Consider the following 23,930-nt stretch of genomic DNA (forward strand, 5'->3'; position numbering starts at 1 on the left):
TCACTAGCCACTAGCCACTAGCCACTAGTCACTGTCTTCTTCTGGTTGCTAGACGCGAGATAATACTAATACATAAAACTAGTCCTACTAAAACTAAAGCCGCAGTCCATGCCATCTGGTTTTGCCCAAGGTCGGGAGAGTTAGCGTAGTTGTAAATCAGGACGGATAACGAGGGGGTAGGATTAAACAATCCATCGGGCCAGCTAATACTAAATAAAGCGGTAAATAGTAGCGGTGCTGTTTCACCAGCGGCGCGGGCAACAGCGAGTAAAACGCCTGTAGTGATGGCGGGAATTGCCGCAGCAACGACAACGCGGAAGGTTGTTTGCAGACGATTTGCGCCCAAGGCGGCGGAACCCAAGCGTTGGTGATTGGGGATCAGTTTCAAAGCTTCTTCCGTCGTCAGCGCTACGATGGGCAGCATGATGACTGCCAGGGCAAAACCTCCAGCTACAGCAGAAAATTGCGTAACTTTGTTCAAGATCAAAACGCCGTAAGCAAATACACCTGCAATGATTGAAGGTATACCCGTGAGAATAGTAATAATAAATCGGATCGAGCTGCCAATAGCTGTATTTCTACCAAATTCAGATAAGAAAATCCCTGTCAGCACTCCTACTGGAATTGCGATCGCCGAAGCAATACCTACCATCATTAAAGTACCCAAGATCGCATTACCAAAACCATTGGGAACGTCCGTTACGCCTACGGGGGCAGGTATATTTGTAAACACAGCCCAGCTAAAGTTTTGACCACCCCTCAGCAGAATTTCGAGCAAGATCGATCCTAGAGGTAATATAGCTAGAGCCGTTAATAGCAGAGCGATCGCAGTCATACCGCTATTAAAAACCGCTCTATAAGTAGGCAAAGGACGGCGTAATTCTGCTGCCAAAGATGGATCTATCTTTTCTACGATTGGGCGATCGTTCATAGATATTGAGTCTAAAAATTGGTTACGGGGAAAGATTGAAGATATCAGGATGAATTTACATCACAGCGATCGCTATTTAATTTAATCAATTGTGTCGGCTAATAAATTTTACCAGAGCCACTGAAGCAATATTTACCAGTAGCGTGACTAAAAACAAAATCAAAGCTAAGTACATTAACGCACCGACGTGCAATCCATCTAATGCTTCACCAAACTCATTCGCTAGCACAGATGGAATCGTATATGCCACATCTAACAATGAAGGGCTGATTTGTGCTGTATTTCCGATTACCATCGTTACAGCCATTGTTTCCCCTAACGCTCGTCCGAGTGCCAAAATTGCCGCTCCAACTATACCAGAAATACCTGCTGGTAACAGCACGCCGAAAATAGTTTCCCAACGGGTTGCACCCAAAGACATCGAACCACTGCGTAATTCCTTTGGTACGGCAAGTAGAACTTCGCGGCTAATTGCTGCCATTGTCGGCAAAATCATAATCGCCAGAATTACGCCTGCACTCGACATCCCATAGCCTACAGGCGGAGTGCTAAACAGGGGTATCCAAGCGAAATGGTCGTAAAGCCATTGTTGAATCGGTTGCAAAAACGGAATCAGTACGAAAATGCCCCACAGACCGATAATGACGCTAGGAATAGCGGCAATCAACTCTACCATGAAAGCAATGGGCGATCGCACTGAAGCAGGCAAAATATCTTCGCTCGTAATTAACGCTACTGCTAATCCCACGGGAACGGCAATTAACATGGCGAGTGCCGAACTGACTAGAGTGCCAAAAATGAATGGCAGTGCCCCAAATTTGAGATCTGCTACATTCCATTCTTGACTCCACAAAAAACCCAGCCCAAATTGTTGAATAGCTGGCAGGGCATTTTCAAAGATAATCCAGCTAATCCAAAAAAGCAGGGCTACCATAGCAAATGCCAAGCCATATACTAGCCAGGTAAACCCTTGGTCGAACCACGCAAATTTTCCTGAAGATGCAGTTAAATCTATCTCTGACTTAAGAGGAAACTGCCGATTATTTTCTACATGTGGTTCTGACATACATCATTTGTTTGAAATCAACTATATAGAGACGTTACAGGTAACGTCTCTACATGCAATTATCTACTTCACTTCGCTTTTCACAGTCTGTACGACTTGACCGGCAACCTTAGCAGGAATGCGCGTGTAGTTGAGTTGACCGTTAATTGCCTGACCGTCAGTCATCATCCACTCTACCATCCGTTTGACGGCATCAGCTTTACCTGGCTGTTCGTAGTTTCTATAAACCATAATCCAGGTCAAACCGACAATTGGATATCCAGAGTCAGGATTGCCAAGTAGATCGTAGTTTACGCGAAAATCAGGATTGAACTTCACACCTTCTAAAGCTTGGTCTGCTGCCTCTTGAGTTGGTGATATAAATTCCCCTTTGCTGTTTTGCACTTGTGCCATTGGAATTTTATTTTCACTAGCAAAAGCAGCCTCTACATAGCCAATGCTACCAGGAGTCCGCTGCACGATTTGAGCTACACCAGGATTGCCTTTGCCTTTAAGGGGGCTACCAGCCCAAGAAGGAGCGCGATTAGGACCGATTCTACCTTTAAAGTAGGGACTCATGGCGCTGAGGGCGTTGGTGAAGATAAAGCTCGTACCGCTAGCATCAGCACGGACGGCAAGTCTAATAGGCTGATTTGGTAATTTTGCCCCAGGATTATCAGCGGCGATCGCCGGATCGTTCCAATTCTTAATTTGACCTGCAAAAATCTGTGGTAAGACTTTACGAGATAGTCTTAGCTCGTTAACGCCAGGAGCATTATACACCACGGCAACGGGACCGCCAGCTGTGGGGACGAATACCACGCCGTTCTTAACTTTTTTCACTTCTTCATCGGTCATGGCGTTATCGCTAGCGCCAAAATCGACTGAGCCAGCAATAAACTGTCTCACGCCGCCACCGCTACCAATTCCTTGATAGTTGACTTGAAGTGGCGGGTTAGCTTTACGCAACTCGCTAGCCCAGCGTTGATATAGGGGTTCTGGGAAAGTCGCCCCAGCACCATTGAGGGTAGCAGTTTGTTGCGCAATTCCCGTTAAACTAGCTCCCAAGGTAACTGTAGCTGCGACTGCTGAAGTCGCAACAACACGCTTCAGCGTAATTCCAGATAGCAGCATATTCTTCTGAGTCTCCTCATCCACTAATAGTAGTCAATCGCACAGACAATCTTAATAATCACGCACATAGTGGATGAACTCGTTATGCAAAACCTAACATTAGGTTAATCGTAGATTAATTGAAGTTTAAGCAGGGAAATGCTTCTAGCGCCAAGTAGCTCAATTGAATGCCAATACAAGCGGTTACGTGAAAACAAGAGTTTGATAGCTACTGAGTAGCAAATTTAACCGAAAACTCTCTGTCAATGCCGATCTATGAAAAAGCAGGAGATAACAACTTTTAGCTTGAAAGATGAATCGCGAGAAAACCATCTAGCAAAATGTAAATAACTGTTGCAAAAATGACAAAAATGTTTAGAAACTGTCCAGAAACCTATCAGAGCTTTAACCTAGAAAAATAAGAGATGTTAAAAGGAAATCTGATGAATATGAATAACATTCAAAAGTATCGCTTTGTCTGCACTCTGACATTTGGGGATATTTACGGTCAGATTATTGTCTGGTTGATCACTATCACCGTGAGTTTGGCTGCGGCAATGGCAATGATGGGTGCGAGAAAACCAATTTACGCCTTAGCGACTGTAGGACTCATTGTATTACTTTCTTTACCTTTCCTACTTTTTGCCTTCGTCACAACCCTGCTCAATCATATCGAACTGACAGCAACAGAACCAGGTACAAAATCTGAACCTATTCCTGGTAACGTTTCGCAGCAACAACCAGCGCCAGTTAGCTAGGGATGAGGGGTGAGGGAAAGGACAAGGGGGACAAGGGAAACAAGAGGGACAAGGAAGCAACTCCAATTCAAAATATAAAATTTTCTCACCCTCGCTCCTCAACGCCAGATGCTTCAAGTCGGGGAACCCGCCCAACGAACTGGCTCCTCCTCGCCCCTTGTTAAGCCACTATAGAGCTAGAGAACACTTTTTTAGCAAATAATGTAATTAAATGCTAGAACACGATGTCATTATTGTTGGCGGCGGACTGGCTGGCTGTCGTGCCGCAGTAGAAATTGCCCGCCTCGATCCGAGTTTGAATGTGGCTGTAGTGGCGAAAACTCACCCGATCCGCTCTCATTCTGTCGCCGCTCAAGGAGGAATTGCTGCAACGCTGAAGAATGTGGATGATAAAGATAGCTGGGAAGCCCACGCCTTCGATACCGTGAAAGGTTCCGACTATCTAGCCGATCAAGATGCAGTAGAGTTGCTAGCCCGTGAAGCCCCGATGTGGTGATAGACCTAGAACATATGGGGGTGTTGTTTTCTCGCTTGCCTGACGGTCGCATCGCCCAAAGAGCCTTCGGCGGACATTCTCACAATCGTACCTGCTATGCCGCAGATAAGACCGGACACGCTATTTTGCACGAACTCGTCAATAATTTACGACGGTACGGCGTACAGGTTTATGAAGAATGGTACGTGATGCGTCTGATTTTGGAGGACGGTCAAGCTAAGGGCGTGGTGATGTACCGCATTCTCGACGGACACATCGAAGTCGTACGCGCCAAAGCGGTGATGTTTGCTACGGGCGGTTACGGTCGAGTCTACAACACGACTTCTAACGATTATGCTTCGACAGGCGACGGATTGGCGATGGCAGCGATCGCAGGTCTGCCGTTAGAAGACATGGAATTCGTCCAATTTCACCCCACGGGATTGTATCCAGTAGGCGTATTGATCTCGGAAGCCGTGCGGGGAGAAGGAGCTTATTTAATTAATGCCGAGGGAGAGCGTTTTATGGCAACATACGCCCCCTCAAGGATGGAATTAGCGCCACGGGATATTACCTCTAGGGCGATCGCTTATGAAATTCGTGCCGGACGCGGCGTTTATCCCGATGGTCGAGCGGGTGGTCCCTGCGTGTATCTCGACTTGCGGCACATGGGCAGAGAAAAAATCATGAGCCGCGTCCCTTTTTGCTGGGAAGAAGCCCATCGACTCGTAGGAGTTGATGCCGTCCATCAGCCGATGCCCGTGCGTCCCACAGTCCACTATTCTATGGGTGGGATACCCGTGAATACAGACGGACAGGTGCGCCGTAGTGCCGAGCAGTTAGTGGAGGGATTTTTCGCGGCTGGAGAGTGTGCTTGTGTCTCCGTCCACGGTGCTAATCGCTTGGGGAGCAATTCTTTGTTGGAATGCGTAGTCTACGGACGGCGTACCGGAGCTGCGATCGCGCAATACGTCCAAAATCGTAAATTACCGGATATCCAAGAGCAACGCTATATCAACGAGGCAAAACAGCAAATCCAAGCCTTGTTAGAACAACCAGGAAAGTACCGGATCGAGCAAGTCCGTACGGCTTTTCAAGATGCTATGACGCAGCACTGCGGCGTATTTCGGACGGAAAGTTTGATGCAAGAAGGCTTACAACAATTGCAACAACTGCAACAGCAATCCGCGCAAATATATCTAGATGATAAAGGCAGTTGTTGGAATACAGAAATTATTGAAGCCTTAGAATTGGGGAGTTTAATTGTCGTCGGACAACTCATTTTACATTCAGCCCTCAACCGTCAAGAAAGCCGTGGCGCTCACTTCCGCGAGGACTTTCCGCAACGGGACGACAGTAATTTCCTCAAGCACACCCTCTCGTATTATTCCCCTGCTGGTATCGACCTACAATACAAACCCGTCGCAATTACTATGTTTGAGCCACAAGAACGGAAATATTAGGGATCGGTGTAGAGACGTTACATGTAAAGTCTCTACACCGATCCGCGATCGCTGTTTGACGACGCATCTCAGCAATGATATGTTAAGGATCAAATAAATTTGAAGGGGAGTAGCTACTGGCATCACAACTGTGCCAGATACCTGAATCAACATGCTGGCTTGCTGCCTGGTTCAGGTGACAATTGAGCGAAAAAAGTCATAAGTTCTTGTCTTCAACAAATGACCGATGACCAATGACGCTCTCTTGTCAGTGAGACCTTCACTAAGTTCACAGAGGAAGATTGTGAGCTTGGTGAGGTCTTTCGTAACTCGTCAAGCTCGCAAGCTCAAGTTAGTCAGCTACAAAGGAGCTTGAGAGAGTGCTAGCAGCCTTCATTGCCAGTTTTTTACTGATTGCGGTTTCAGAATTAGGAGATAAAACTTTTTTCATCGCTGCAATTTTGGCGATGCGTCATTCGCGACGGCTGGTGTTTGCTGGTGCAGTATCCGCTTTGGCAGCAATGACAATACTTTCTGTTTTAGTGGGACAAGTTGCGGCTTTGTTGCCTAAAACATACATTCAATATGCAGAAATAGCCTTGTTTCTTGGTTTTGGTTTGAAGCTGCTTTACGAAGCAAGTAAAATGCCAGTGAGTTCTTGCGATACAGAAATTATTCAAGAGGCAAAAACTGCGATTGAGAAAGCAGAATTTAATTTACCGAAAACTCAAAATGCCGGAGCAATTATTGCTGAGGCTTTCACGCTAACTTTTTTATCAGAATGGGGCGATCGCACTCAAATTGCAACTATTGCTTTAGCAACTCGATATCCAGTTGTAGGCGTGACTATTGGAGCAATTTTAGGTCATGCTTTGTGTGCGGCGCTTGCAGTTGTTTGCGGACGCATGTTAGCTGGACGTATCTCGGAGCGAAAGTTAACTATTGCTGGAGGAATTCTGTTTATTATCTTTGGTATTATGGCAGCGGTTGAAGCAGCATGAGTCAGATTTTACTCCATTAACCATCCAAATAAGTTTCCTACAGTTAATTTAATTTCTCGTGCAAAAGATGGAACAGGAATCTGCTGTTCTGGTTCATCAAATACTTCTGGCTGTTGGTTGGGAAGATAAACAAATACTGTTTGTTCTTCTGGATCGATTAACCAACCCATTTGAGTTTCATATTTGAGGCAGTGTAAGATATTTTTAGTAACTTTTGTTTGGCTTTGGTCGGGTGAGAGAATTTCAATCGTCCAATCAGGTGCAATTGAGAAAGTATTAGCAATTTCACCTTTCTCATCGCGAGGAATTCTGTCCCAAACAAATACAGATACATCGGGAACTGTAGAGCGTCCGCCAAACGTACACCTGAGTTCTGGAAATGCTCTGGCAATTTTTGGAGCTCTTAAAACAGTATTAATTGCAGGTACTAATTCACCTTGAACAACGCTGTGCTTTCCTTGAGGCATTGGTTTTTGAATTATTTCACCATCAATATACTCGCTAGCAGGTTTCGTTTCTGGTAACTTTAGAAACTCTTCCAATGTTAAAGATTTAGGTGATATTTGTACCATAAGTAGTTACCTTTAAGCAATTTTGACCACTACTATCTTTGATTCTACTTGTTGATTTAAAATTCTGTCAGTCATTAAATCTTAAATCAATTGTTCGAGAATCTGACGTGCGGCATGTTGACCCGATCGCACTGCTCCATCCATATAATTGATCCAACGGGTAGAACGTTCGGTTCCTGCCCAATAAATTCTACCCACAGGTTCGTTTAGTGCTGCTCCTGCTTGTGTCAATAAACCAGGTGGTAAAGCTGCTACACAACCACTCGTCCACGATTGTTGAGTGTAATCAATTTCAAAATATTCTTCTGGTGCAGCGCCTGCAATACCAAACATATCTGTAACAGTTTGAATCGCACATTTGCGCCGTTCTACTTCACTTAAATTAGAGTATTTTGGCTCGAAAAAACCAATTAATAAACCATAGCTACCATCATCTGGAGAAACGTCAAAAACCTCTGCTTCCGTGTCCATACTGTAGTAATGTCCGCTGGCTGCTTTTCCCCACCACAACGGACGTGGATAGAGACAGAAGAATTTGATCCAGCTCATCTGCTGCCATTCCGATATTAATTGCTGATGAATTGCTGGTAAAGGCGGATCGAAATGAATTTTTCCCGCATCTTTAGGCATCATTGCCACGATCGCGTAGTCTGCTTGTATGACTCCCCTTTTTGTCACTAAGCGTACCCGATCGCCATGCGAAATCTCTCGTACTCTTGTATTCAACCACACGCGATCGCCTAAATGCTCGGCAATTTTTAACGTCAGGCTGTGGGAACCACCGACGAGACGATAATCTTCGGCTGTCTCGCGTAGGTCGAAAAACCCCGCATTCGCCATAAAATATAAAACGAACAACATCGAGACTTGATGCGGATCGCCTGCGATTCCTTGACGAATACTACCCGCCATCCAAGCTCTTGCTTCTATTGTCTCCGTATTGCGATCGATCCACTCTCCCGCAGAGATAGAATCTAAAGTCTCAGCATTAGGTGTGTTCCAGGGTGCGTCTAGCGGTACGTTCTGACTGAGTTGCTCGAATTTTGCCATTACCTGAGCAAAATCTTTTTGAGCTGGCGTGGCGGACTCGCTAGGGTTGTCTTCGTGCATCGTCCAGATCCCCTGGTAGCCGTAAATCGTGGCTCCATCAACTTTACCTTGTTTGGTGGCAACTCCTAACTGTCGTGCCAAATCGAGGACAGCTGTTTGCGTGCGTCCTACCCAAGTACCACCCATTTCTACATAACCAATCTTAGGATGAAGCTGGTTAAACGTGCGTCCGCCAATGCGATCGTTTGCTTCCAAAACAACGAGTGAATCGATCCCTGCTTGGTAGAGTTCCCAAGCTGCACTCATACCGGAGAGTCCCCCGCCGACGATAGCAACAGATACTTGAATGTTTTGGCGATCGCTTATCATATTTCTACTGATTGAAATTCTGCCTCAGACTCTACCACTCTAGGTAGATTTTTGTAGTATCGAACCTATTCTATTTATCGATCTGTGCGATTCTTTCATAGAATCGAGACTGAATCTACTGTATCGTCAGTAACAGGATAGTTAATTTGGGGGCGATCGTGAGTTTCAAAAAAATTTTTGTTGCCGTTGATGGCTCAGCTCAAGCATCTGTGGTATTCGAGCAGGCTGTAGAATTAGCTACAAAAGATCTAGCAAACTTGATGGTGTTTCACGGCGTTGAGTTGGGAGCAAGAATGAATTATCCATCCCAAATTGAAGCAAAAACTGAGGAAGGACAAGATGTTTTGCAGGGTTATCGCGAGAAAACAAAAGATTTGGGAATTTCAGTTGAATTTAATTGTCGGGTGGGAAATCCAGGATCGACAATTTGCGATGCAGCAAAAGAGTGGGGTGCAGATTTAATTGTTTTAGGGCGTAGGGGATATAAAGGGATTACTGAAGTTTTGTTAGGTAGCGTTAGCAATCATGTTGTTCGTAATGCTCATTGTTCGGTGTTGATAATCCAAGGAGATGTGGGTGGTTAAGGATATCTAAATTTTGCTTGGAAGCAAGAGATAGGATCTAATGTCACGCAAAGACGCAAAGACGCAAAGTTGAAGAACGCCAAGATTATATTGACTTGCTATTTCATCAACAACCAATTCCGAATTCCGAATTCATCTCGATTCCACTCTCGCATCTAAAGTTTTGGCAATGCGATCGCGGGTTTCTGCTAAATGTGCTTTCGTATATTCATCTAATGTGCCAGAACGAGCAACTGCTTTATTTAATTTCTCTCGCAACCGCTGCAAATTGTACCATGCAAGCGTTCGTGCATCTTCAGGAACGTTAGATTTGCGTAACATCATATCTGTCATGATTTTCAGGTGTTCCCGTTGGACGGCTCGCCGCAAACTAGAAATATTTGTTGGTGTTTTGTCTGGATTTAAAACCTCCATCCAGATATCATTTTGTAAGGTGGTAAATAATTCTGGTAGAGTGAGGGCTTGTTTTGGCTGACTCTTGAGTTCGATGTCGCGTAAGCGGGAAAGGCGATCGCCCGATAGTATATCTCGTAATACTAAACTTTGTAGCGCGTAAATACTATCGTGGATTGGGTAATCGAGGCGGTTCATCACGGCTTGCTCTCCCCAATGCATCCAGCGAGAGGGTGCGAGTTTATTCAAGAGTTCTGGCGGAAAATTAAATGCATCTGGGGCAAATACGTATTTCTCCAGCACTGCTAAAGCCTGTCGCTGTTTTGCTACAGGTACGGGAACGAATGGTAATCTGCCGTTATCAGCGCTAGCATGGTCGCGGTAAAATGACTGTCCGCCAATATATTTAGTGGCGTAGTATGTATGACGCAGGTAGTGTAAGAAAATGCGATCGAACAGTTCGCTTAAATCGCTGTAACTCTCACCTGAAGTTGGATAGCGCCGATTTAATTTTTTCCACATTGCCCGCGCTATATCTAATTGTCCTTGGGAATAGCCCAAAACATCGCTACTGTAGTCCCAAGCATTTACATCGGGATCGAGATCGAACCGATCCTCATCTGTAGCATAAGCTAAATCTGGACGCGAGGAGCGATCGCCAATTCGGTCTAAAAATCGTCTTTCTGCTAAGGGATGGGGTGCTGTTGTGGGCGTGTAACCGTATTCAATCGCCCACTCATCGTAGGAACCGATGCTGTCAGGAAAAAAGTCGCCCTGTTCGCGGTCGGGTGGAGCCAGATTCGGGGAAGATAGTCCATAACTGAAGTTGTCAAACCGCGATCGCGAGTTATTTTGGTAGCATTTAACTCACTTGGTGGAAGCTGGGTACTACCGCGAAAATTGTGCCGCAAACCGAGTGTATGCCCGACTTCATGAGCAATAATCAGCCGCAAATATTGATGAATGTATTGCTGCATTTTGTCGCTGTTAGGCGTGGTATTTTGAAACAGCGTGAGTGCCAAAGAACCAAAATCAAATTGGTTTGCTGCTTCCATGCCATAACAGAGGTCGTATTCTGTTGCGAGTTTTGATAAATGGGAGTTGGTAATTGGTAATTGGTAATTGGTAATTGGTTGTTCTCTCCCTTGTCCCCCTTGTCCTCCTTGTCCCCCTTGTCCCCCTTGTCCCCCTTGTCCTCCTTGTCCTTCTTGTCCCCCTTGTCCTCCTTGTCCCCCTTGTCCCCCTTGTCCTCCTTGTCCTCCGAAGCCTCGTCCAAAACCGGAGTTACATACGCTGCGATCGTTTATCATTTGAGATAATACCGATGTTGGCTGCGATCGACTGTCTTGAACCATGCGTCGATATTCTTGCTTCAGCACGCGCACGAAGCTGGCATCGACTAAAATATCTGCATCCAAGATTTCCCCAGTTAAGGGGTTAACCCGCGAAGGACCAAGGGCGAAAAAGCCATCAACTGTGTTAATCCAGCGAATTACGTTGTAACGCACGTCCGCAGGGTCCCATTTAGCATCATCAGGCATTTGTCGCACTTCGATCGCATTGATAAATCCTGCTTTTTCAAAGGCTTTGTTCCACATTAATACCCCTTCTTTAACTGCATCCCGATATTCCAGTGGAACGGCATTTTCAATCCAAAATACGATTGGTTTTTTGGGTGGTGATAGTTTGGCGTTAGGATTTTGCTTTTCTAATTGCCAGCGGTTAATGTAGCGAACAAACGGTTCTTTACGGTCTTCAATCGCAAAATCTTGATAGGCAGTGATAAAATAACCGATGCGATCGTCAGCTAAGCGAGGCTTGTAGGTAGAATTAGCCGATAATTCAGATAGACTATAGCGAATGCGTAAAGTTAGAGCGCGGCTGTCTGGCAGCGTCATCAAATTTGGCGTAGCACTACTCTTAGCGCCTCCATAGGAAAAGCCGTAAACTGACTCAATTTCCATGTTGAGGGGAAAAGCTTTAGTTGAGCCAAAATAAGATTTATTTTCATCTAATTGATAGGTCGTTCCTAACTGAGTAGAGAGCGATGCTGCTAGTCCTGGTAAATCTTTTAATAGGAGATCGCCAAGGTCAATTAAAATAGATTTACGTTGAGGATGAATGCTTTTAATTGGAATTGAGTAGAGAACGGAATCGCTAAACGATCGCGTCAAAGATCGCGTTTGCGGCGAACCAGGAGTAACGCGAAAATTAACGTTACGCACGACAAAATGAATATTATTGTTGACTCGCTGAAAATAAAATAAAAAATCCTGTAAAGGCATTCCACTATAAATCCCCCGCTCTCCAATCCCTGCTTCCATCGTCATCGTACTGAGGAAGTTTTTATTGAATTGTTGCGGCTGAATTTCTAAATAAATTTTGCCTGTATCCTTCTGGCGATAAAGTGTAAATAATCCTTTAATAGCACTACTATTTTTGATAACTTCGTTAAATGCTTTTAGCTCTGACGGTTTGGGATTTTTTGCTGTTGCTAGCTGATTAGATTCTTGAGCTAACAACAGCGTTGATTGTCGAGAATCTTGCCGCTCATGATTAGCCAGCCACAGATAAGATTGTAATTCCGGCTGCTGGCTATTATTTTTAATCACCCATACTTTAGATTCTGGTAATGATATTGGGGTCATGGTAGGGGCGCACGGCTGTGCGCCCCTACAAGTCTCGTCACTGGTAACTGATAACTGATTGGAAGCTGACGCAGGAAGCCGCGCACCAACAAAAAAGATTGTAAATAACGCGCTGTGCAAGAGAAAAACACGAGCAGACAAACTTTTCATTTCTCATATCCCTAGCAATGATGCCTAGTTACTGCTAATTCAAGCAGCTTAATCGGTTAAAGCCGACGATTGCCAAGCACTCAGTTACGTCATGCATCCGATTGCTTGCTAAAACGATTTACAGCCACCCACTGTTAATAGAGTTCCCAGAAATACCCTTCAATGCGCGGCTCTATCTATTTTTGTAGCGAAACTAGGAAGAAAACTAGGCAGTTATTTATACAATTCAACACATCAGAAGAATTCTAGTAGGGGCGCACACCTGTGCGTCCCTACAACTCTTTACCTTGAGGCAAAATCAGCATGGCATCACCAAAGGAATAGAAACGGTATTGTTGGGCGATCGCTTCTTGGTACAATGCCAACAATCGCTCTCTGCCAATTGCCGCACTGACGAGCATCATTAAACTAGAACGCGGCAGGTGGAAATTAGTAATTAACCCGTCTACTACCCGCCATTGATAACCAGGGTAAATAAACAAATTTGTCTTACCGCAAAATGGCTGTAGTTCTCCCGATGCAGCAGCACCCTCTAAAGCCCTTACCGTTGTCGTTCCGACAGCAATAATTCTGCCTCCTCGCGATCGCGTAGCGCGAATTTGCTCTACAGTAGCAGCTGGAACTTCAATCCACTCTCCATGCATTTGATGTGTCTTTACGTCTTCCACTTCTACCGGACGAAACGTGCCAACTCCTACATGTAAAGTGACAAATGCTTGCTCTATACCATTTTCTTGCAGGCGTTTGAGTAATTCAGGTGTAAAGTGCAGCCCTGCTGTCGGTGCTGCTGCCGAGCCTGGTTTTTCAGCGTAAACTGTTTGATATTGCTCTGATTCCGCCTGAGAATCGGTAATATAGGGTGGCAAAGGTACGTGACCGAATTTATCTAATAATTGAATGACAGATAAACCTTCTGGTAGGTCAAACTGTATCACCCGTCCGCCTGTCTCTTCATCTGTTTCTAGGACTGTAGCAGTGAGAGAGCAGGGAGTCGGGAGTCGGGAGTCGGTAGGAGCGGGTTTGGAAACCCGCCCGTACGGGAGTCGGGAATCGGGAGTTGCACTGTTTTTCTCCTCTGCTCCCCTGCCCCTCTGCTCCCCTGCTTCCTTGTCTCCCTTGTCCCCCTTGTCCCCCTTGTCTCCTTTATCCTCCCGCTCAAAAAATACAATCTTCGCCCCAGGTGCTAAACGTCTCCCTGGTTTGACTAAAGCTAACCATACATTCGGCTGGCGTTCTTCTAACAGTAATACTTCCACTGCCGCACCGCTAGGTTTTTGTCCGTAGAGACGGGCGGGAATTACCCGCGTATCGTTCATAACCAGCAAATCGTCTTTTTGAAGAAATTCTGGTAAATCGCGAAAAATTTGATGGGCGTGACTATCGAGATTTACTACTAACAGGCGAGAACTATCTCTGGGAGAAACTGGATTTTGAGCGATCCGTTCTGCTGGTAATTCGTAATCATAACTCGATAAAGAGTAGTCTAATTCAGATTTAGCAGAAGACGTCAAGTCAAAATTAGGTGTTTTTACGGAATTCAATGCAGACAGTGCATCTTTAAATTGATTGATATGCATTTTTTGTGAGCGTGACGTTCGGTATTCTAACGGATTTTAAGTAAGATTTTGAATTGATGCGATCGCATGGGTATTTGGGTGAATCTACCCAGGTGGAGTGGGTGTTTGACGCTAGTATCGTCGCGGTCAATTCGCAAAAATATAAATGTAGGAATAGCTTGTTTCCCCAGCAAGGATATGGAATACCTTTACTATCTTGCCAACGCCAGCCTCACATTGAGGATCGTTGAACATTTGCATGGCAGACCCCAGATGCCCTTGAGTTTCATTACCGTAATTCATCAAATTGATGGCTGGGTTGTGAAGGTGAAAATGAAATCTCCTCTCAACTCTCAACAAGATGGTGATTTCCGCGCTTTTTTAAATGAACTGGGAATTCCCTACGAAGCACCGATTCGCGTCAGAATGGCGTTATGGAGTTTGGAAGCCGGACAATCTCCGGTAGACGTGATGCGTCGCTATCAAGTCGCAATTGTCTCTCACGGCAACCCAGAACGGGAAGAAATAGAAACATTTCGGCAACAATTTGTCAAGGGATTGGGTTATTGTCCCGAAACTTTGGCTTAAATCGGCAGCAACAGAACTGCAGGCTGAATGAAATTGAAGCCTGAAATTGAGATATGGCGATCGCATCAATCAAAAGCAGCGGATAAGTATTCTTGTAGCACGAGTTGATAACCAGCGACTATAACTGCTTGTCCTAACTGCACTGACAGAGACGATAAGTCAGGGGAAATGTCAAGTGTAGGCGATGCCTGTCTCAATCGAGCCAACGATAATTTACGATGTTGGACTAGCGCCACATCAAAGCGGCATTGGTAGGTAGCTAAATTTGGAGAGACACTCAAAAAGTACTCCGCAGCTTGCCAAAGCCGTATTTGTTTTTGCGGTGTAATCGCCAACAAACCACCTGCATCCCAGTTATTTTGCTTGCGGGTTTTGACTTCAATAAAGGCTAAGAGGGGAGTCGGGAGTCGGGAGTTGGGAGTCGGGAATGGGTGGTGCGCGATCGTGTCCCCCTTGTCTCCCTTGTCCTCCTTGTCCCCCTTGTCCCTCTCACGTACATCCAACTTCGCAACCAAATCCAACTCTCCCCAAGGACAGCGCCAACGACGGTGCAGGATTTCCCAACCGGAAGATTGCAGCCACCGAGCGACGAGATCTTCTCCAAGTACGCCAATGTCGGGATAATGAAAGGCAGGATGGTTTGCCATGAGCTGAAAGATTATGAATTCTGGGCTAGGAAATCGAATTTGGAAATCTATATTCGCTGTTGTACTGTGGGGTGCGATCGCATTTTCAGTACTTCTTGCTATTGTTCCCCCTGCTGTAGCGCTGGATTACAACAAAGAAAGTTTGATTGAGACAGATTTCTCTGGGCGGGACTTGACGGACTCTAGCTTCAGCCACGCCAATTTGCGTAGTAGTAACTTCAGTCACTCTAATTTAGAAGGAGTTAGTTTGTTTGCTGCTAATTTAGATTCGGCAAATTTTGAGGGGGCGAATTTGGCAAGCGCCACTCTAGACTCGGCACGATTAACTAGAGCCAATTTAAAGGATGCTATTTTAGAAGGCGCATTTGCGGCAAATACCAAATTTGACGGTGCAGTCATCGACGGAGCCGATTTCACGGATGTGTTGATGCGCCGCGACGTGCAAGATAAATTGTGTCAAGTTGCTAAAGGTGTTAACCCAACTACAGGACGCGCTACCCGCGATACTTTATTCTGTCCGTAAGCGATCGCAATCTTTATCGCAATCTTTTACGATGAAGCTTGTCGTGTCATTTCACGAGGACTAATAGATGATTCGTGCCTACGCAGCTTTAGAAAAAGGTGGAGAACTCAAGCCTTTCGAGTACGATCCAAAACCGCTCGGTAGTGAAGATGTAGAGATTGACGTAGAATACTGCGGGATTTGCCATAGCGACTTGAGTATGCTCCATAATGACTGGGGCATGACACAATATCCCTTTGTCCCAGGACACGAAGTTGTAGGCAAGATTGCGGATGTTGGCAGTGCCGTAAAAAAACTCCAAGTCGGACAGCGGGTCGGATTGGGATGGTATTCGCGATCGTGCATGACTTGCGAGTGGTGTATGTCTGGCAATCACAACCTTTGTGCCACCGCAGAAGGTACAATTGTCGGTCGCTATGGTGGTTTTGCTGACAAGGTGCGCGCCCATGAAGCTTGGGTTGCTCCCCTACCCGATGCCATGCAGCCAGTGTCAGCCGGACCCTTATTTTGTGGCGGAATTACGGTTTTTAACCCAATCGTCCAATTTGATGTTAAGCCTACCGATCGCGTTGGAGTCATTGGTATTGGCGGCTTGGGACACATGGCATTGAGATTTCTTCATGCTTGGGGCTGCGATGTCAGTGCCTTTTCCAGCAGCGCCGATAAGGAACCAGAAGCAAGGGAAATGGGTGCTAACCACTTCATCAACTCCCGCGATCCAAATGCACTTAAATCGGTAGAAGGCTCTTTTGACTTGATTCTTTCTACTGTGAATGCCGATCTAGACTGGAGTACATACATTGCCTGTTTGCGTCCTAAAGGACGATTGCATTTTGTAGGTGTGGTTCCTAACCCTATTTCTACGGAAATTTTTCCCTTAATTATGGCTCAGCGATCGATCTCCGGCAGTCCCTTGGGTAGTCCGGCTACTGTCACCCAAATGCTTGACTTCGCCACCCGCCATCAGATCGAACCCATAATTGAAACCTTCAGTTTTGACCAAGTGAACGAGGCGTTGGAACACCTACGTAGTGGCAAGGCACGATATCGGATCGTGTTGAAACATTAAGCAAAGTCAAAAGTCAAAAGTCGAAAGTCAAAAATTGGTTGTAGGGGCGGGTTTACCAACAATATTTAATTCTTAATGAGGGTATTCATAAACCTGCCCTCGCGAGAACGTGGTTATTCAAACGGATCTGACAACTGATACCACACGTTCTGTAGGGGCGCACAGCTGTGCGCCCTTGCCTGAATTACCATCAGTTAAATGTAGGGTGGGCATCACCCACCTAGATCAAATCTGCCAGCGTAAACTGTCGCTGTTTGTCCAATTCCAACAGCCGTTGCTGGGCTTGCCGTAACGACTCAAAATATAACTGAGATTGTTCTGGTGCAGTTACTTCGTCGGTTTGTTCCCACAATTGAAGAAATTGACGGTAGCGTTTTTCGCACTGCACCCGTTCCATACAAGCTGTAGCGGCTTGAATCACCTGGGCAAAGCGCGATAGTTCAATCTGTGTCTTTTCATCTAAGTGAAATAGACGCGCGATCGCCTTTGTTTCACCTTCATACTCCATACACTCTACTTGTAGCCGCGAAATTAAATCTGATGATTGGGCAGATGTTACGTGTGATGTCTCTACATTTGCCAAAATCTGCTGCCAGAGAAAAGTGTGGTGGGGTAGATCGAATTTTAAATCTCGTTCCTGTAGGGCTTCCGTGACGATTTGACGGTATTCGGGATGGTGTAGGTAAATTCGCAACAAAATTGCCTCTGCCTGTTCCAGTAAAGCGCGATCGCCTGCTACAGGTAAGTTAGAATTGCTAGCTTGCTGCTGTTTTCTTGGTGGTGCTGGTTTGCGATAACTATTTGGCGCAACTCGATCTAATAAATTTTCAATCCACAACGGTACGAGTCTGGCATCACCTGTACTTAAAATTTCGGCACAATGATGAATGTAATGCTGGCGTTGATTGCTGTCGCTTATTTGCTGTAACAACTTCACCATACTTACCGTGACTTGTTGTGCTTCCGGTGCTTGCTTTAAATCTCGGTTTGCTACTAGTTGTTGGATCTGCCAATCGAGCCATAGCGGGGCGTTTTGTAAAAGTTCGCGGTAATGTTCTGGACTATGAGTGTGGAGATATTCATCTGCATCTTTGCCATTTGGTAAGTTGAGAATTCGTAAATTGACTTCGCCTTGATAGGCAAGATTAGCGATCGCTCCTATTGCTCTTTCTGTAGCTTGCGTTCCTGCCGCATCGGCATCAAAATTAAGAATAAGTTGTTTTGATTCGCTATAACGCAAACAAGCTCGGACTTGTTCGATACTCAAAGCTGTTCCCAACGAGGCGACAGAGTGAGTAATTCCAGCAGCGTGAAGGGCGATCGCATCGAAATAGCCTTCTACTACTACCACCCGATCTTGTTTGGCAATCTCGTTTTTAGCTTTGTCTAAACAAAATAAAGTTCTACCCTTATTAAAAATATCCGTCTCAGGAGAATTAAGATATTTCGGTTGTTCGTCGCCTAAACTTCTGCCCCCAAAACCGATAAATCGTCCTTGCGGATCGCAGATCGGAATAATAATGCGATCGCGAAAATAATCGTAATACCCGTCTCCTGACTGTCGCCGCCGGATCAATCCCGCCTGTTCTACTATTTGCACGGGATATCGTTTTTGTTCTATCAAATAACTGTATAGAGTTTCCCATCCCGCAGGCGCGTATCCTAACTTAAATTGCTGAATTGTTTCTGAGTTAAACTGTCGTTTTTGTTGCAAATAATCTAAAGCTAACTGCCCTTGATGTTGCTGCAAAGCATGATGATAAAATTGTGTAGCGACAGCCATCACTTCATATAATTGCTCTCGCAGCGAAATCTGACGCTGTAATTCTTGTCTTTGTTCGGGTTCTAAAGTTTGGACGGGAACGGAATAGCGTCGCGCTAAATCCAGTACCACCTCACTGAAAGAAGTCTTGCCCAATTCCATCAAAAATGTAATTGCATTCCCTCCAGCCCCGCAACCGAAGCAATAATACATTTGCTTACCTGGGCTGACACTAAAACTAGGGGTTTTCTCATCATGAAACGGGCATAAACCGACAAAATCTTTCCCCCGCTTGCGCAGAACAACGTGTTCCGAGACGATATCAACAACATCAGCTCTTTGTTTCACTTGTTCGACTGTATCGGGATGCAGGCGAGGAATTTGCATATTGTTAGTTGTCAGTTTTCAGTTATCATCTAAACAGCTTTAGTAGCAACACCTTGATATAAATAACCTACAAACTTGGGTGTTTTCTCTGCATAAAATTCTTTCAGTGTCACCGTATCAAATCGCTTTTCTATCAGTTGTCTAATATTACGATTTAAGTGACAGCCATCACCAATAACTTTTTGAATTGGATTCAAACGGTTTTGCCAGACTTGAACTTGAGGTTCATTACTCAGTCCGTGTTCTACAAAAAAGAATTTTCCTCCTGGTTTTAATACTCGATAGATTTCTTGCAGTGCTTGTTCGACTTTGGCGATACTACACAACGTCCAAGTACTGACAACGCTATCAAACGTATTATCTGCCATTGGCAAGTTTTCGCCATTCAACACGCGATTGTCTACAGTAATATGAGATTTTTGGATACGCTTTCGAGCAAGATTATGAACGCCAGGATTAGCATCAATTGCTACTAATTTATGAATGTTTTCTGGATAGTAAGAAAGATTTAATCCTGTTCCAAACCCAATTTCTAAAACTTCTCCTGTCACATTTGCTAAAACTTCGCGTCGGTATTGAGCCATAGTCGGATCGGATAACGACCAGTCAAGCAGGTAAGGTAGGATTCTTTGTGAATAAAATCCCATTGATTCCTCCTAGACGAACTTATAACAGCTTTAGTTCTTGTATTTTAGCGAAAATAAACTTATTAAAAATTTACTCTTAACTGCCTAAATTCAAATCAGCTTGTAAAAAGTCTATAAATTGCCTAGCCGTGCGTCCAGAACGTCCGTTGTGACGAGTTGCCCATTGTAAAGCACGATAATCTAAATCTGTCTGGGAAATATTTAGCTCGGCTAGTGCTGCTAAATGTCGGACAATATGTAAATAAGTGCCCTGATTTGCTGGCTCAAAAGTTAAAGTCAAACCAAAGCGATCGCTAAATGACAGTTTCTCTTGTACCGTGTCCCACACTCCGACTTCTTCATTTTGACTCGGACGGGGGCGATCGCCAAACATTTCTCTGACCAAATGACGGCGGTTAGAAGTCGCATAGACGACAACATTCTGAGGACGGGCAGTTATATTCCCCTCCAAAACAACCTTCAAAGCTTTAAAAGCATCGTCATCTTCTTCAAATGAGAGGTCGTCAACAAATATAATAAACTTTTGCGGCACGCCCCGCAGTTGCTCGACAATTGTAGGTAAAGCAACCAAATCTGATTTAGCAACTTCAATTAAACGTAAGTTGCGATCGCCATATTCATCTAACAATCCCTTTACCAAAGAAGATTTTCCCGAACCGCGACTACCGTAAAGTAAAACATGTAGGGCGGGATAACCTGCTAGCAAGAATTCTGTATTTTTTTTCAAAGTATCTCGTTGATACTCGTATCCTACCAACTGCTGTAACTGCACTGGATCGGCATAGGGAATACCGATAAGTTGTCCTGACTGCCAGCGTAAAGCTTGATATTTAGCAAAGATACCCGTACCATGTTGGCGATAGTATGCGGCTAAATCTGGTAAGATATCTGCCCAGTTGTCGAGGTGTGATAATTTATAGTAAATAGTGCGATCGCTAGCTTTTTCTGTAGTTGTTTTTGTAGTTATTTCACTCCAAGCTACCGGAGGTAAATTTAATTTAGCTGCGGCTTGTACCCACTGACTTAATTGAATTCCACTACATTGATAGAGGCTTTGTAAAGCTTGTAAATCTTGCTGCACGGCGGCGATGAGAGAAGGTGGTAAATCCGCCAAATTGGTATTTTGAACTTGCCGTGAAAACGGATTCTCATCTATAAGAATTCGGCTAATTAAATAACCTTGCCAGGATTGGTTTTGAGAAGCGATCGCCTTAAAATAATTTCCATAAGCGCGAACGCATCCTAATTCATCTACCTCGCTGTGTCGCAATGACTGTAACAAATCGATTTGGCGTAAAGAACGTAGTAAATTAAGAAAAGCCTGTCCTACCTCATCTGTTAAAACAGATTGATATATTAGTAAAGAAGCTGCTTGGAGTTGTAAAAATTCAAAAGATGAGTTCGTTTGAGTATCCATGTTTCGGCGCTATCTCCCCACAACAATCGCCCAAATACTAGCAGCAATAATTACAGCCCCTAGATGCTGCGGTAGCAACAGCCGAAACGGTTGACGCGCAATTTTCTGAGTCAATACCACTGTCAGTAATACAGAAAAAATCAGCGTTGTTCCCTGTAAAAATGCAATCACGGCTGGATGCGCCACCACCACAGGTAATCCCGCCCCACTCAAACCAAAAGTCGCAAAAGTCACGGGTAAAATTCGTCCTGCCTCCCCTAAACCCAAACGCAGATAGTGCGCCAAACTTCCCCCTAAAATCAACGGTAAATACCCATATACCAACTCCACAAACGGCTTAGGCTTAAAACGCGAAAAATCCTTTGTATCCTTCGCGCCTAACGCTTCGCTTCGCCTGCGGCTAATGCGACTTTGCGCAACATAACTCCTCATCCAAAAAAGCGATCGCATCAAACCATAAACCACAAAAACAAACCCAGTCGGAACCAACAAAACCAACAAAGATAAACCTAAATGAGGAAAAAATTGTGTTAAATCAATTCTTAAACCCAAACTAGTTTGGATTTCTGGTAAGCGATGTAAGAAAATTCCACCCAATAGCAATAATAACAATGCGACTTCGTAACTATGAGGGATGTGAGTTGTCCACAACTCAATCCCTGGCGGACGTAAATTAAACTCAACCGAACGATGCGGACAAGCTTTTAAACAAGTCATGCACAATACGCAATCTCGATTATCTTCCAACTGCGCCGGATGGGAATACAAAGGACAACCATTGGTTTCCATGCCCTCACCCTTTTGAGGACCACCCTTGTAACATTGATACGTCGTACATTCTGCCGAACAAGTTCCTTGCTGCGCTCTCAATTCTGTCATCGATAACTTAGCAAATAACCCATTCATCCCGCCAATTGGACACAAATAGCGACACCAAAATCGCCGTTCAAAAATTGCTGAGAAAATCATCGCTCCAGCTGTAATTAATAGTAATAAACAGCTAGAAAGATAGGCTGTATTTTCCAAATTCCACAGTTCTTCCCACAGAAAAATCAAGGTAAATAAACCGAATAAAAACCATCCACCCCACTTTTCTGCTGGTTCTCGATGCCACTGTTTCAGCTTTCGCCCTGGAAACAACCATTGAGATAACTTTTGCGTGACTTCGCCGTAAATCATAAACGGACACACCGCACACCATAACCTACCCACAAACGGAAAACCCAACAATACGAGGGGCCACCACCAAGCCCAAAACATATTTAAGGCGAAATTTCGATCTCGCTGTTGAGGACCAACAAATAAGATAATGACAATGAAGGCAAAAAACCACAAGGTAAAGCCATAGTTAATCCGGTCGGGATACCAAGAACTGCGCAGAAATCGCCGTAAACTAGGGTAAATATTTAATACGTTGACGCGAAATTGTTTTTTCTTCGTTTGTGCCGACCAAAAAATTTCTTCCGTTAACTCAGTTTCTTCTCCCGACTGCACGAGCGCCCGTTCGACTAAACTTTGTAACTCTTTCAAGTTGCCAGGAAAATCATAAGATTGCAGGCGACGCAAGGCTTCGGGGGCAATTTTCGATTTGGCTAATCCCTCGCTGCGAGTGTACAAACTGATGTAATATTCTACTAGAGCTTTAATGTCGGCTTTTCGTACCCGTAGTGGCGGTACTTTAATTGTTTGTCCAATACAACGCGCGATCGCGGGTTGAGTTCGTTCTGCAATTGCTAAAATCCGCGCTTTACTCGTACGAGTGACTTCTGGTGCATCTTCAGAACGGCTGATAGGTTGATAAGTACCAGTTTGCAGCAATTGCGCGATTTTCGGCACTAATTCCACGGGCAACTCTTGAGTATTATTCAAAACCAGCGTTCCTTCACCCAACCACTCCAGCAACCCTGGCTTTCCACCAACACGACCGAAAAGATCTGCACCGCTGGTTTGCAATAAATTGCAGTTAACCTTAATAATCGGCTGACGGCGTTGAGGAGAACTGAAATGAATTAGGGTAGCGATATTATCTTTTTCTAATCCTGGTTCGCCAAAAATGAGAATTGATTTTTGATTATTAGCTGCTTCTCTAATTTCTTGACGCAGCCGCACCGCATAACGACTCGTACCGATGATACCGCGCTTGACTTTAGTAACCAAATACGGGCGCAGGGCGATCGCTCGTTCTTGTTCGTATGATAGTGCTGAAGTTAATTGGCTTAATTCTTGCGCTAGCTGGCGCGAAATCGTTTGAAAGATTTCGGGGTATTGTCCGACAATCTGCTGAAATTCTGCCGTTGCCACTGCCCATAAGTGACATTCTGTCAAGGCAGTCACCGTTCTTTGCACTGGCTGTTCTAAGATTAACTCTTGGAGATTAATGACTGACCCAGGAAGCAAACTAGTCGCCCATACGGAACTAGTCGAATTAGTGTGTTTACTCTCCAAGCGACCTTGTTGCAGAATATAAAGCGCTTCTGGGTCGGTGTCTTCCACGACTAAACGCTCGTTAGCGGGGATGACTCGTTCTACAGCAACTTGGGCGATCGCATTTAATACTTCTGACGATAGCACCGATAGCGCCGTTCGCTCTTGCAGCCAGATGAGTAAATCTGGAGACATCGTATCCCCCTGTTTTGCAATACTTCATTCATTGTGACGAGTCGAGACGTTCCGTGGCTCTACACAGACCTACTAGCTCGACAGCCCTTATGCCTCAAGGATACGATGAATTGTATGTTTTGAAATTCTTTTATTCCTGCCGTTGTCTTTCCCTGCTACCCCAATCGGCGTTATCTATTTTCAT

Annotated in this window: 18 protein-coding genes and 2 pseudogenes; 8 read left to right on the forward strand and 12 right to left on the reverse strand. The window is 44.8% G+C overall.

Annotation, left to right across the window (positions count from 1 at the left end):
* Positions 1–28: 28 nt before the first annotated feature.
* The 3 genes from pstA to pstS all read right to left on the reverse strand — a co-directional run bounded on the left by pstA (position 29) and on the right by pstS (position 3,110).
* Positions 29–931, reverse strand: a complete 903-nt coding sequence (gene pstA, locus M5J74_RS03390) for a phosphate ABC transporter permease PstA (protein ID WP_015152724.1) — start codon at positions 929–931, stop codon at positions 29–31.
* Positions 932–1,016: 85 nt separating this feature from the next.
* The gene (gene pstC, locus M5J74_RS03395) at positions 1,017–1,997 is read right to left on the reverse strand and encodes a phosphate ABC transporter permease subunit PstC (RefSeq protein ID WP_250015365.1); all 981 of its coding nucleotides are present in this window, start codon (positions 1,995–1,997) and stop codon (positions 1,017–1,019) included.
* 63 nt (positions 1,998–2,060) lie between these two features.
* Positions 2,061–3,110 carry a phosphate ABC transporter substrate-binding protein PstS gene (pstS, locus tag M5J74_RS03400; protein WP_015152726.1) on the reverse strand — a complete coding sequence of 350 codons (1,050 nt, stop codon included), beginning with the start codon at positions 3,108–3,110 and terminating at the stop codon, positions 2,061–2,063.
* 422 nt (positions 3,111–3,532) lie between these two features.
* Between pstS and M5J74_RS03405 the strand changes: the two genes are divergently transcribed.
* From M5J74_RS03405 to M5J74_RS03420, 4 genes and pseudogenes are all read left to right on the forward strand, one after another.
* Positions 3,533–3,847, forward strand: a complete 315-nt coding sequence (locus M5J74_RS03405) for a hypothetical protein (protein ID WP_015152727.1) — start codon at positions 3,533–3,535, stop codon at positions 3,845–3,847.
* Between the two features lie 2 nt (positions 3,848–3,849).
* Positions 3,850–4,011: a hypothetical protein gene (locus tag M5J74_RS03410; RefSeq protein WP_181824264.1), complete on the forward strand. Its 162-nt coding sequence runs from the start codon at positions 3,850–3,852 to the stop codon at positions 4,009–4,011.
* A 47-nt stretch (positions 4,012–4,058) separates the two neighbouring features.
* Positions 4,059–5,785, forward strand: a pseudogene (locus M5J74_RS03415) (succinate dehydrogenase/fumarate reductase flavoprotein subunit).
* A gap of 359 nt (positions 5,786–6,144) precedes the next feature.
* The gene (locus tag M5J74_RS03420; protein WP_250015367.1) at positions 6,145–6,765 is read left to right on the forward strand and encodes a TMEM165/GDT1 family protein; all 621 of its coding nucleotides are present in this window, start codon (positions 6,145–6,147) and stop codon (positions 6,763–6,765) included.
* 8 nt (positions 6,766–6,773) lie between these two features.
* Here the strand turns inward: M5J74_RS03420 and M5J74_RS03425 are convergent, their stop codons facing one another.
* Positions 6,774–7,337 carry a Uma2 family endonuclease gene (locus M5J74_RS03425; protein ID WP_106169390.1) on the reverse strand — a complete coding sequence of 188 codons (564 nt, stop codon included), beginning with the start codon at positions 7,335–7,337 and terminating at the stop codon, positions 6,774–6,776.
* An 81-nt stretch (positions 7,338–7,418) separates the two neighbouring features.
* Complete coding sequence (locus M5J74_RS03430; RefSeq protein ID WP_015152731.1) at positions 7,419–8,756, reverse strand: FAD-dependent oxidoreductase; 1,338 nt, start codon at positions 8,754–8,756, stop codon at positions 7,419–7,421.
* 158 nt (positions 8,757–8,914) lie between these two features.
* On the opposite strand from M5J74_RS03430, the gene M5J74_RS03435 reads away from it, so the two are divergent.
* Positions 8,915–9,340 carry a universal stress protein gene (locus tag M5J74_RS03435; protein ID WP_015152732.1) on the forward strand — a complete coding sequence of 142 codons (426 nt, stop codon included), beginning with the start codon at positions 8,915–8,917 and terminating at the stop codon, positions 9,338–9,340.
* A 132-nt stretch (positions 9,341–9,472) separates the two neighbouring features.
* Here the strand turns inward: M5J74_RS03435 and M5J74_RS03440 are convergent.
* Together M5J74_RS03440 and queA are read right to left on the reverse strand one after the other, a co-directional pair.
* Positions 9,473–12,531, reverse strand: a pseudogene (locus tag M5J74_RS03440) (zinc-dependent metalloprotease).
* Positions 12,532–12,803: 272 nt separating this feature from the next.
* On the reverse strand, positions 12,804–14,108 hold the full coding sequence (gene queA / locus M5J74_RS03445) for a tRNA preQ1(34) S-adenosylmethionine ribosyltransferase-isomerase QueA (RefSeq protein ID WP_250015369.1): 1,305 nt from the start codon (positions 14,106–14,108) through the stop codon (positions 12,804–12,806).
* Positions 14,109–14,285: 177 nt separating this feature from the next.
* On the opposite strand from queA, the gene M5J74_RS03450 reads away from it, so the two are divergent.
* Complete coding sequence (locus tag M5J74_RS03450; protein WP_015152735.1) at positions 14,286–14,675, forward strand: hypothetical protein; 390 nt, start codon at positions 14,286–14,288, stop codon at positions 14,673–14,675.
* A 65-nt stretch (positions 14,676–14,740) separates the two neighbouring features.
* Here the strand turns inward: M5J74_RS03450 and M5J74_RS03455 are convergent, their stop codons facing one another.
* Positions 14,741–15,322, reverse strand: a complete 582-nt coding sequence (locus tag M5J74_RS03455) for a YraN family protein (protein ID WP_015152736.1) — start codon at positions 15,320–15,322, stop codon at positions 14,741–14,743.
* A gap of 13 nt (positions 15,323–15,335) precedes the next feature.
* Here M5J74_RS03455 and M5J74_RS03460 point away from each other — a divergent pair, with 13 nt between their 5' ends.
* Both M5J74_RS03460 and M5J74_RS03465 read left to right on the forward strand, forming a co-directional pair.
* Positions 15,336–15,845, forward strand: a complete 510-nt coding sequence (locus M5J74_RS03460) for a pentapeptide repeat-containing protein (RefSeq protein ID WP_015152737.1) — start codon at positions 15,336–15,338, stop codon at positions 15,843–15,845.
* Between the two features lie 67 nt (positions 15,846–15,912).
* The gene (locus M5J74_RS03465) at positions 15,913–16,914 is read left to right on the forward strand and encodes an NAD(P)-dependent alcohol dehydrogenase (RefSeq protein ID WP_106169011.1); all 1,002 of its coding nucleotides are present in this window, start codon (positions 15,913–15,915) and stop codon (positions 16,912–16,914) included.
* A 220-nt stretch (positions 16,915–17,134) separates the two neighbouring features.
* Here the strand turns inward: M5J74_RS03465 and dnaG are convergent, their stop codons facing one another.
* The 4 genes from dnaG to M5J74_RS03485 all read right to left on the reverse strand — a co-directional run bounded on the left by dnaG (position 17,135) and on the right by M5J74_RS03485 (position 23,746).
* Positions 17,135–19,063: a DNA primase gene (gene dnaG / locus M5J74_RS03470; RefSeq protein ID WP_015152739.1), complete on the reverse strand. Its 1,929-nt coding sequence runs from the start codon at positions 19,061–19,063 to the stop codon at positions 17,135–17,137.
* A gap of 29 nt (positions 19,064–19,092) precedes the next feature.
* Entirely contained in the window at positions 19,093–19,710 is a 618-nt protein-coding gene (locus M5J74_RS03475; protein ID WP_250015371.1) for a class I SAM-dependent methyltransferase, read from the reverse strand.
* 76 nt (positions 19,711–19,786) lie between these two features.
* Entirely contained in the window at positions 19,787–21,127 is a 1,341-nt protein-coding gene (locus M5J74_RS03480; protein ID WP_250015372.1) for an ATP-binding protein, read from the reverse strand.
* A gap of 9 nt (positions 21,128–21,136) precedes the next feature.
* A complete protein-coding gene (locus M5J74_RS03485; protein WP_250015374.1) occupies positions 21,137–23,746 on the reverse strand; it encodes a sigma 54-interacting transcriptional regulator in 2,610 nt (869 codons plus the stop codon).
* Positions 23,747–23,930 lie beyond the last annotated feature (184 nt).

Source organism: Chroococcidiopsis sp. CCNUC1, from assembly GCF_023546805.1.
Taxonomy (GTDB): domain Bacteria; phylum Cyanobacteriota; class Cyanobacteriia; order Cyanobacteriales; family Chroococcidiopsidaceae; genus Chroococcidiopsis; species Chroococcidiopsis thermalis.

Excerpts from the sequence above, each read along its gene's own strand:
- M5J74_RS03405 (WP_015152727.1), top strand. The coding sequence starts at position 3,533 with ATGAATATGAATAACATTCAAAAGTATCGCTTTGTCTGCACTCTGACA.
- M5J74_RS03475 (WP_250015371.1), bottom strand. The coding sequence starts at position 19,710 with ATGGGATTTTATTCACAAAGAATCCTACCTTACCTGCTTGACTGGTCG.
- pstA (WP_015152724.1), bottom strand. The coding sequence starts at position 931 with ATGAACGATCGCCCAATCGTAGAAAAGATAGATCCATCTTTGGCAGCA.
- M5J74_RS03480 (WP_250015372.1), bottom strand. The coding sequence starts at position 21,127 with ATGGATACTCAAACGAACTCATCTTTTGAATTTTTACAACTCCAAGCA.
- M5J74_RS03430 (WP_015152731.1), bottom strand. The coding sequence starts at position 8,756 with ATGATAAGCGATCGCCAAAACATTCAAGTATCTGTTGCTATCGTCGGC.
- M5J74_RS03450 (WP_015152735.1), top strand. The coding sequence starts at position 14,286 with ATGGAATACCTTTACTATCTTGCCAACGCCAGCCTCACATTGAGGATC.
- M5J74_RS03465 (WP_106169011.1), top strand. The coding sequence starts at position 15,913 with ATGATTCGTGCCTACGCAGCTTTAGAAAAAGGTGGAGAACTCAAGCCT.
- dnaG (WP_015152739.1), bottom strand. The coding sequence starts at position 19,063 with ATGCAAATTCCTCGCCTGCATCCCGATACAGTCGAACAAGTGAAACAA.
- M5J74_RS03485 (WP_250015374.1), bottom strand. The coding sequence starts at position 23,746 with ATGTCTCCAGATTTACTCATCTGGCTGCAAGAGCGAACGGCGCTATCG.
- M5J74_RS03455 (WP_015152736.1), bottom strand. The coding sequence starts at position 15,322 with ATGGCAAACCATCCTGCCTTTCATTATCCCGACATTGGCGTACTTGGA.
- pstC (WP_250015365.1), bottom strand. The coding sequence starts at position 1,997 with ATGTCAGAACCACATGTAGAAAATAATCGGCAGTTTCCTCTTAAGTCA.
- M5J74_RS03410 (WP_181824264.1), top strand. The coding sequence starts at position 3,850 with ATGAGGGGTGAGGGAAAGGACAAGGGGGACAAGGGAAACAAGAGGGAC.
- queA (WP_250015369.1), bottom strand. The coding sequence starts at position 14,108 with ATGCATATCAATCAATTTAAAGATGCACTGTCTGCATTGAATTCCGTA.
- pstS (WP_015152726.1), bottom strand. The coding sequence starts at position 3,110 with ATGCTGCTATCTGGAATTACGCTGAAGCGTGTTGTTGCGACTTCAGCA.
- M5J74_RS03425 (WP_106169390.1), bottom strand. The coding sequence starts at position 7,337 with ATGGTACAAATATCACCTAAATCTTTAACATTGGAAGAGTTTCTAAAG.
- M5J74_RS03460 (WP_015152737.1), top strand. The coding sequence starts at position 15,336 with ATGAATTCTGGGCTAGGAAATCGAATTTGGAAATCTATATTCGCTGTT.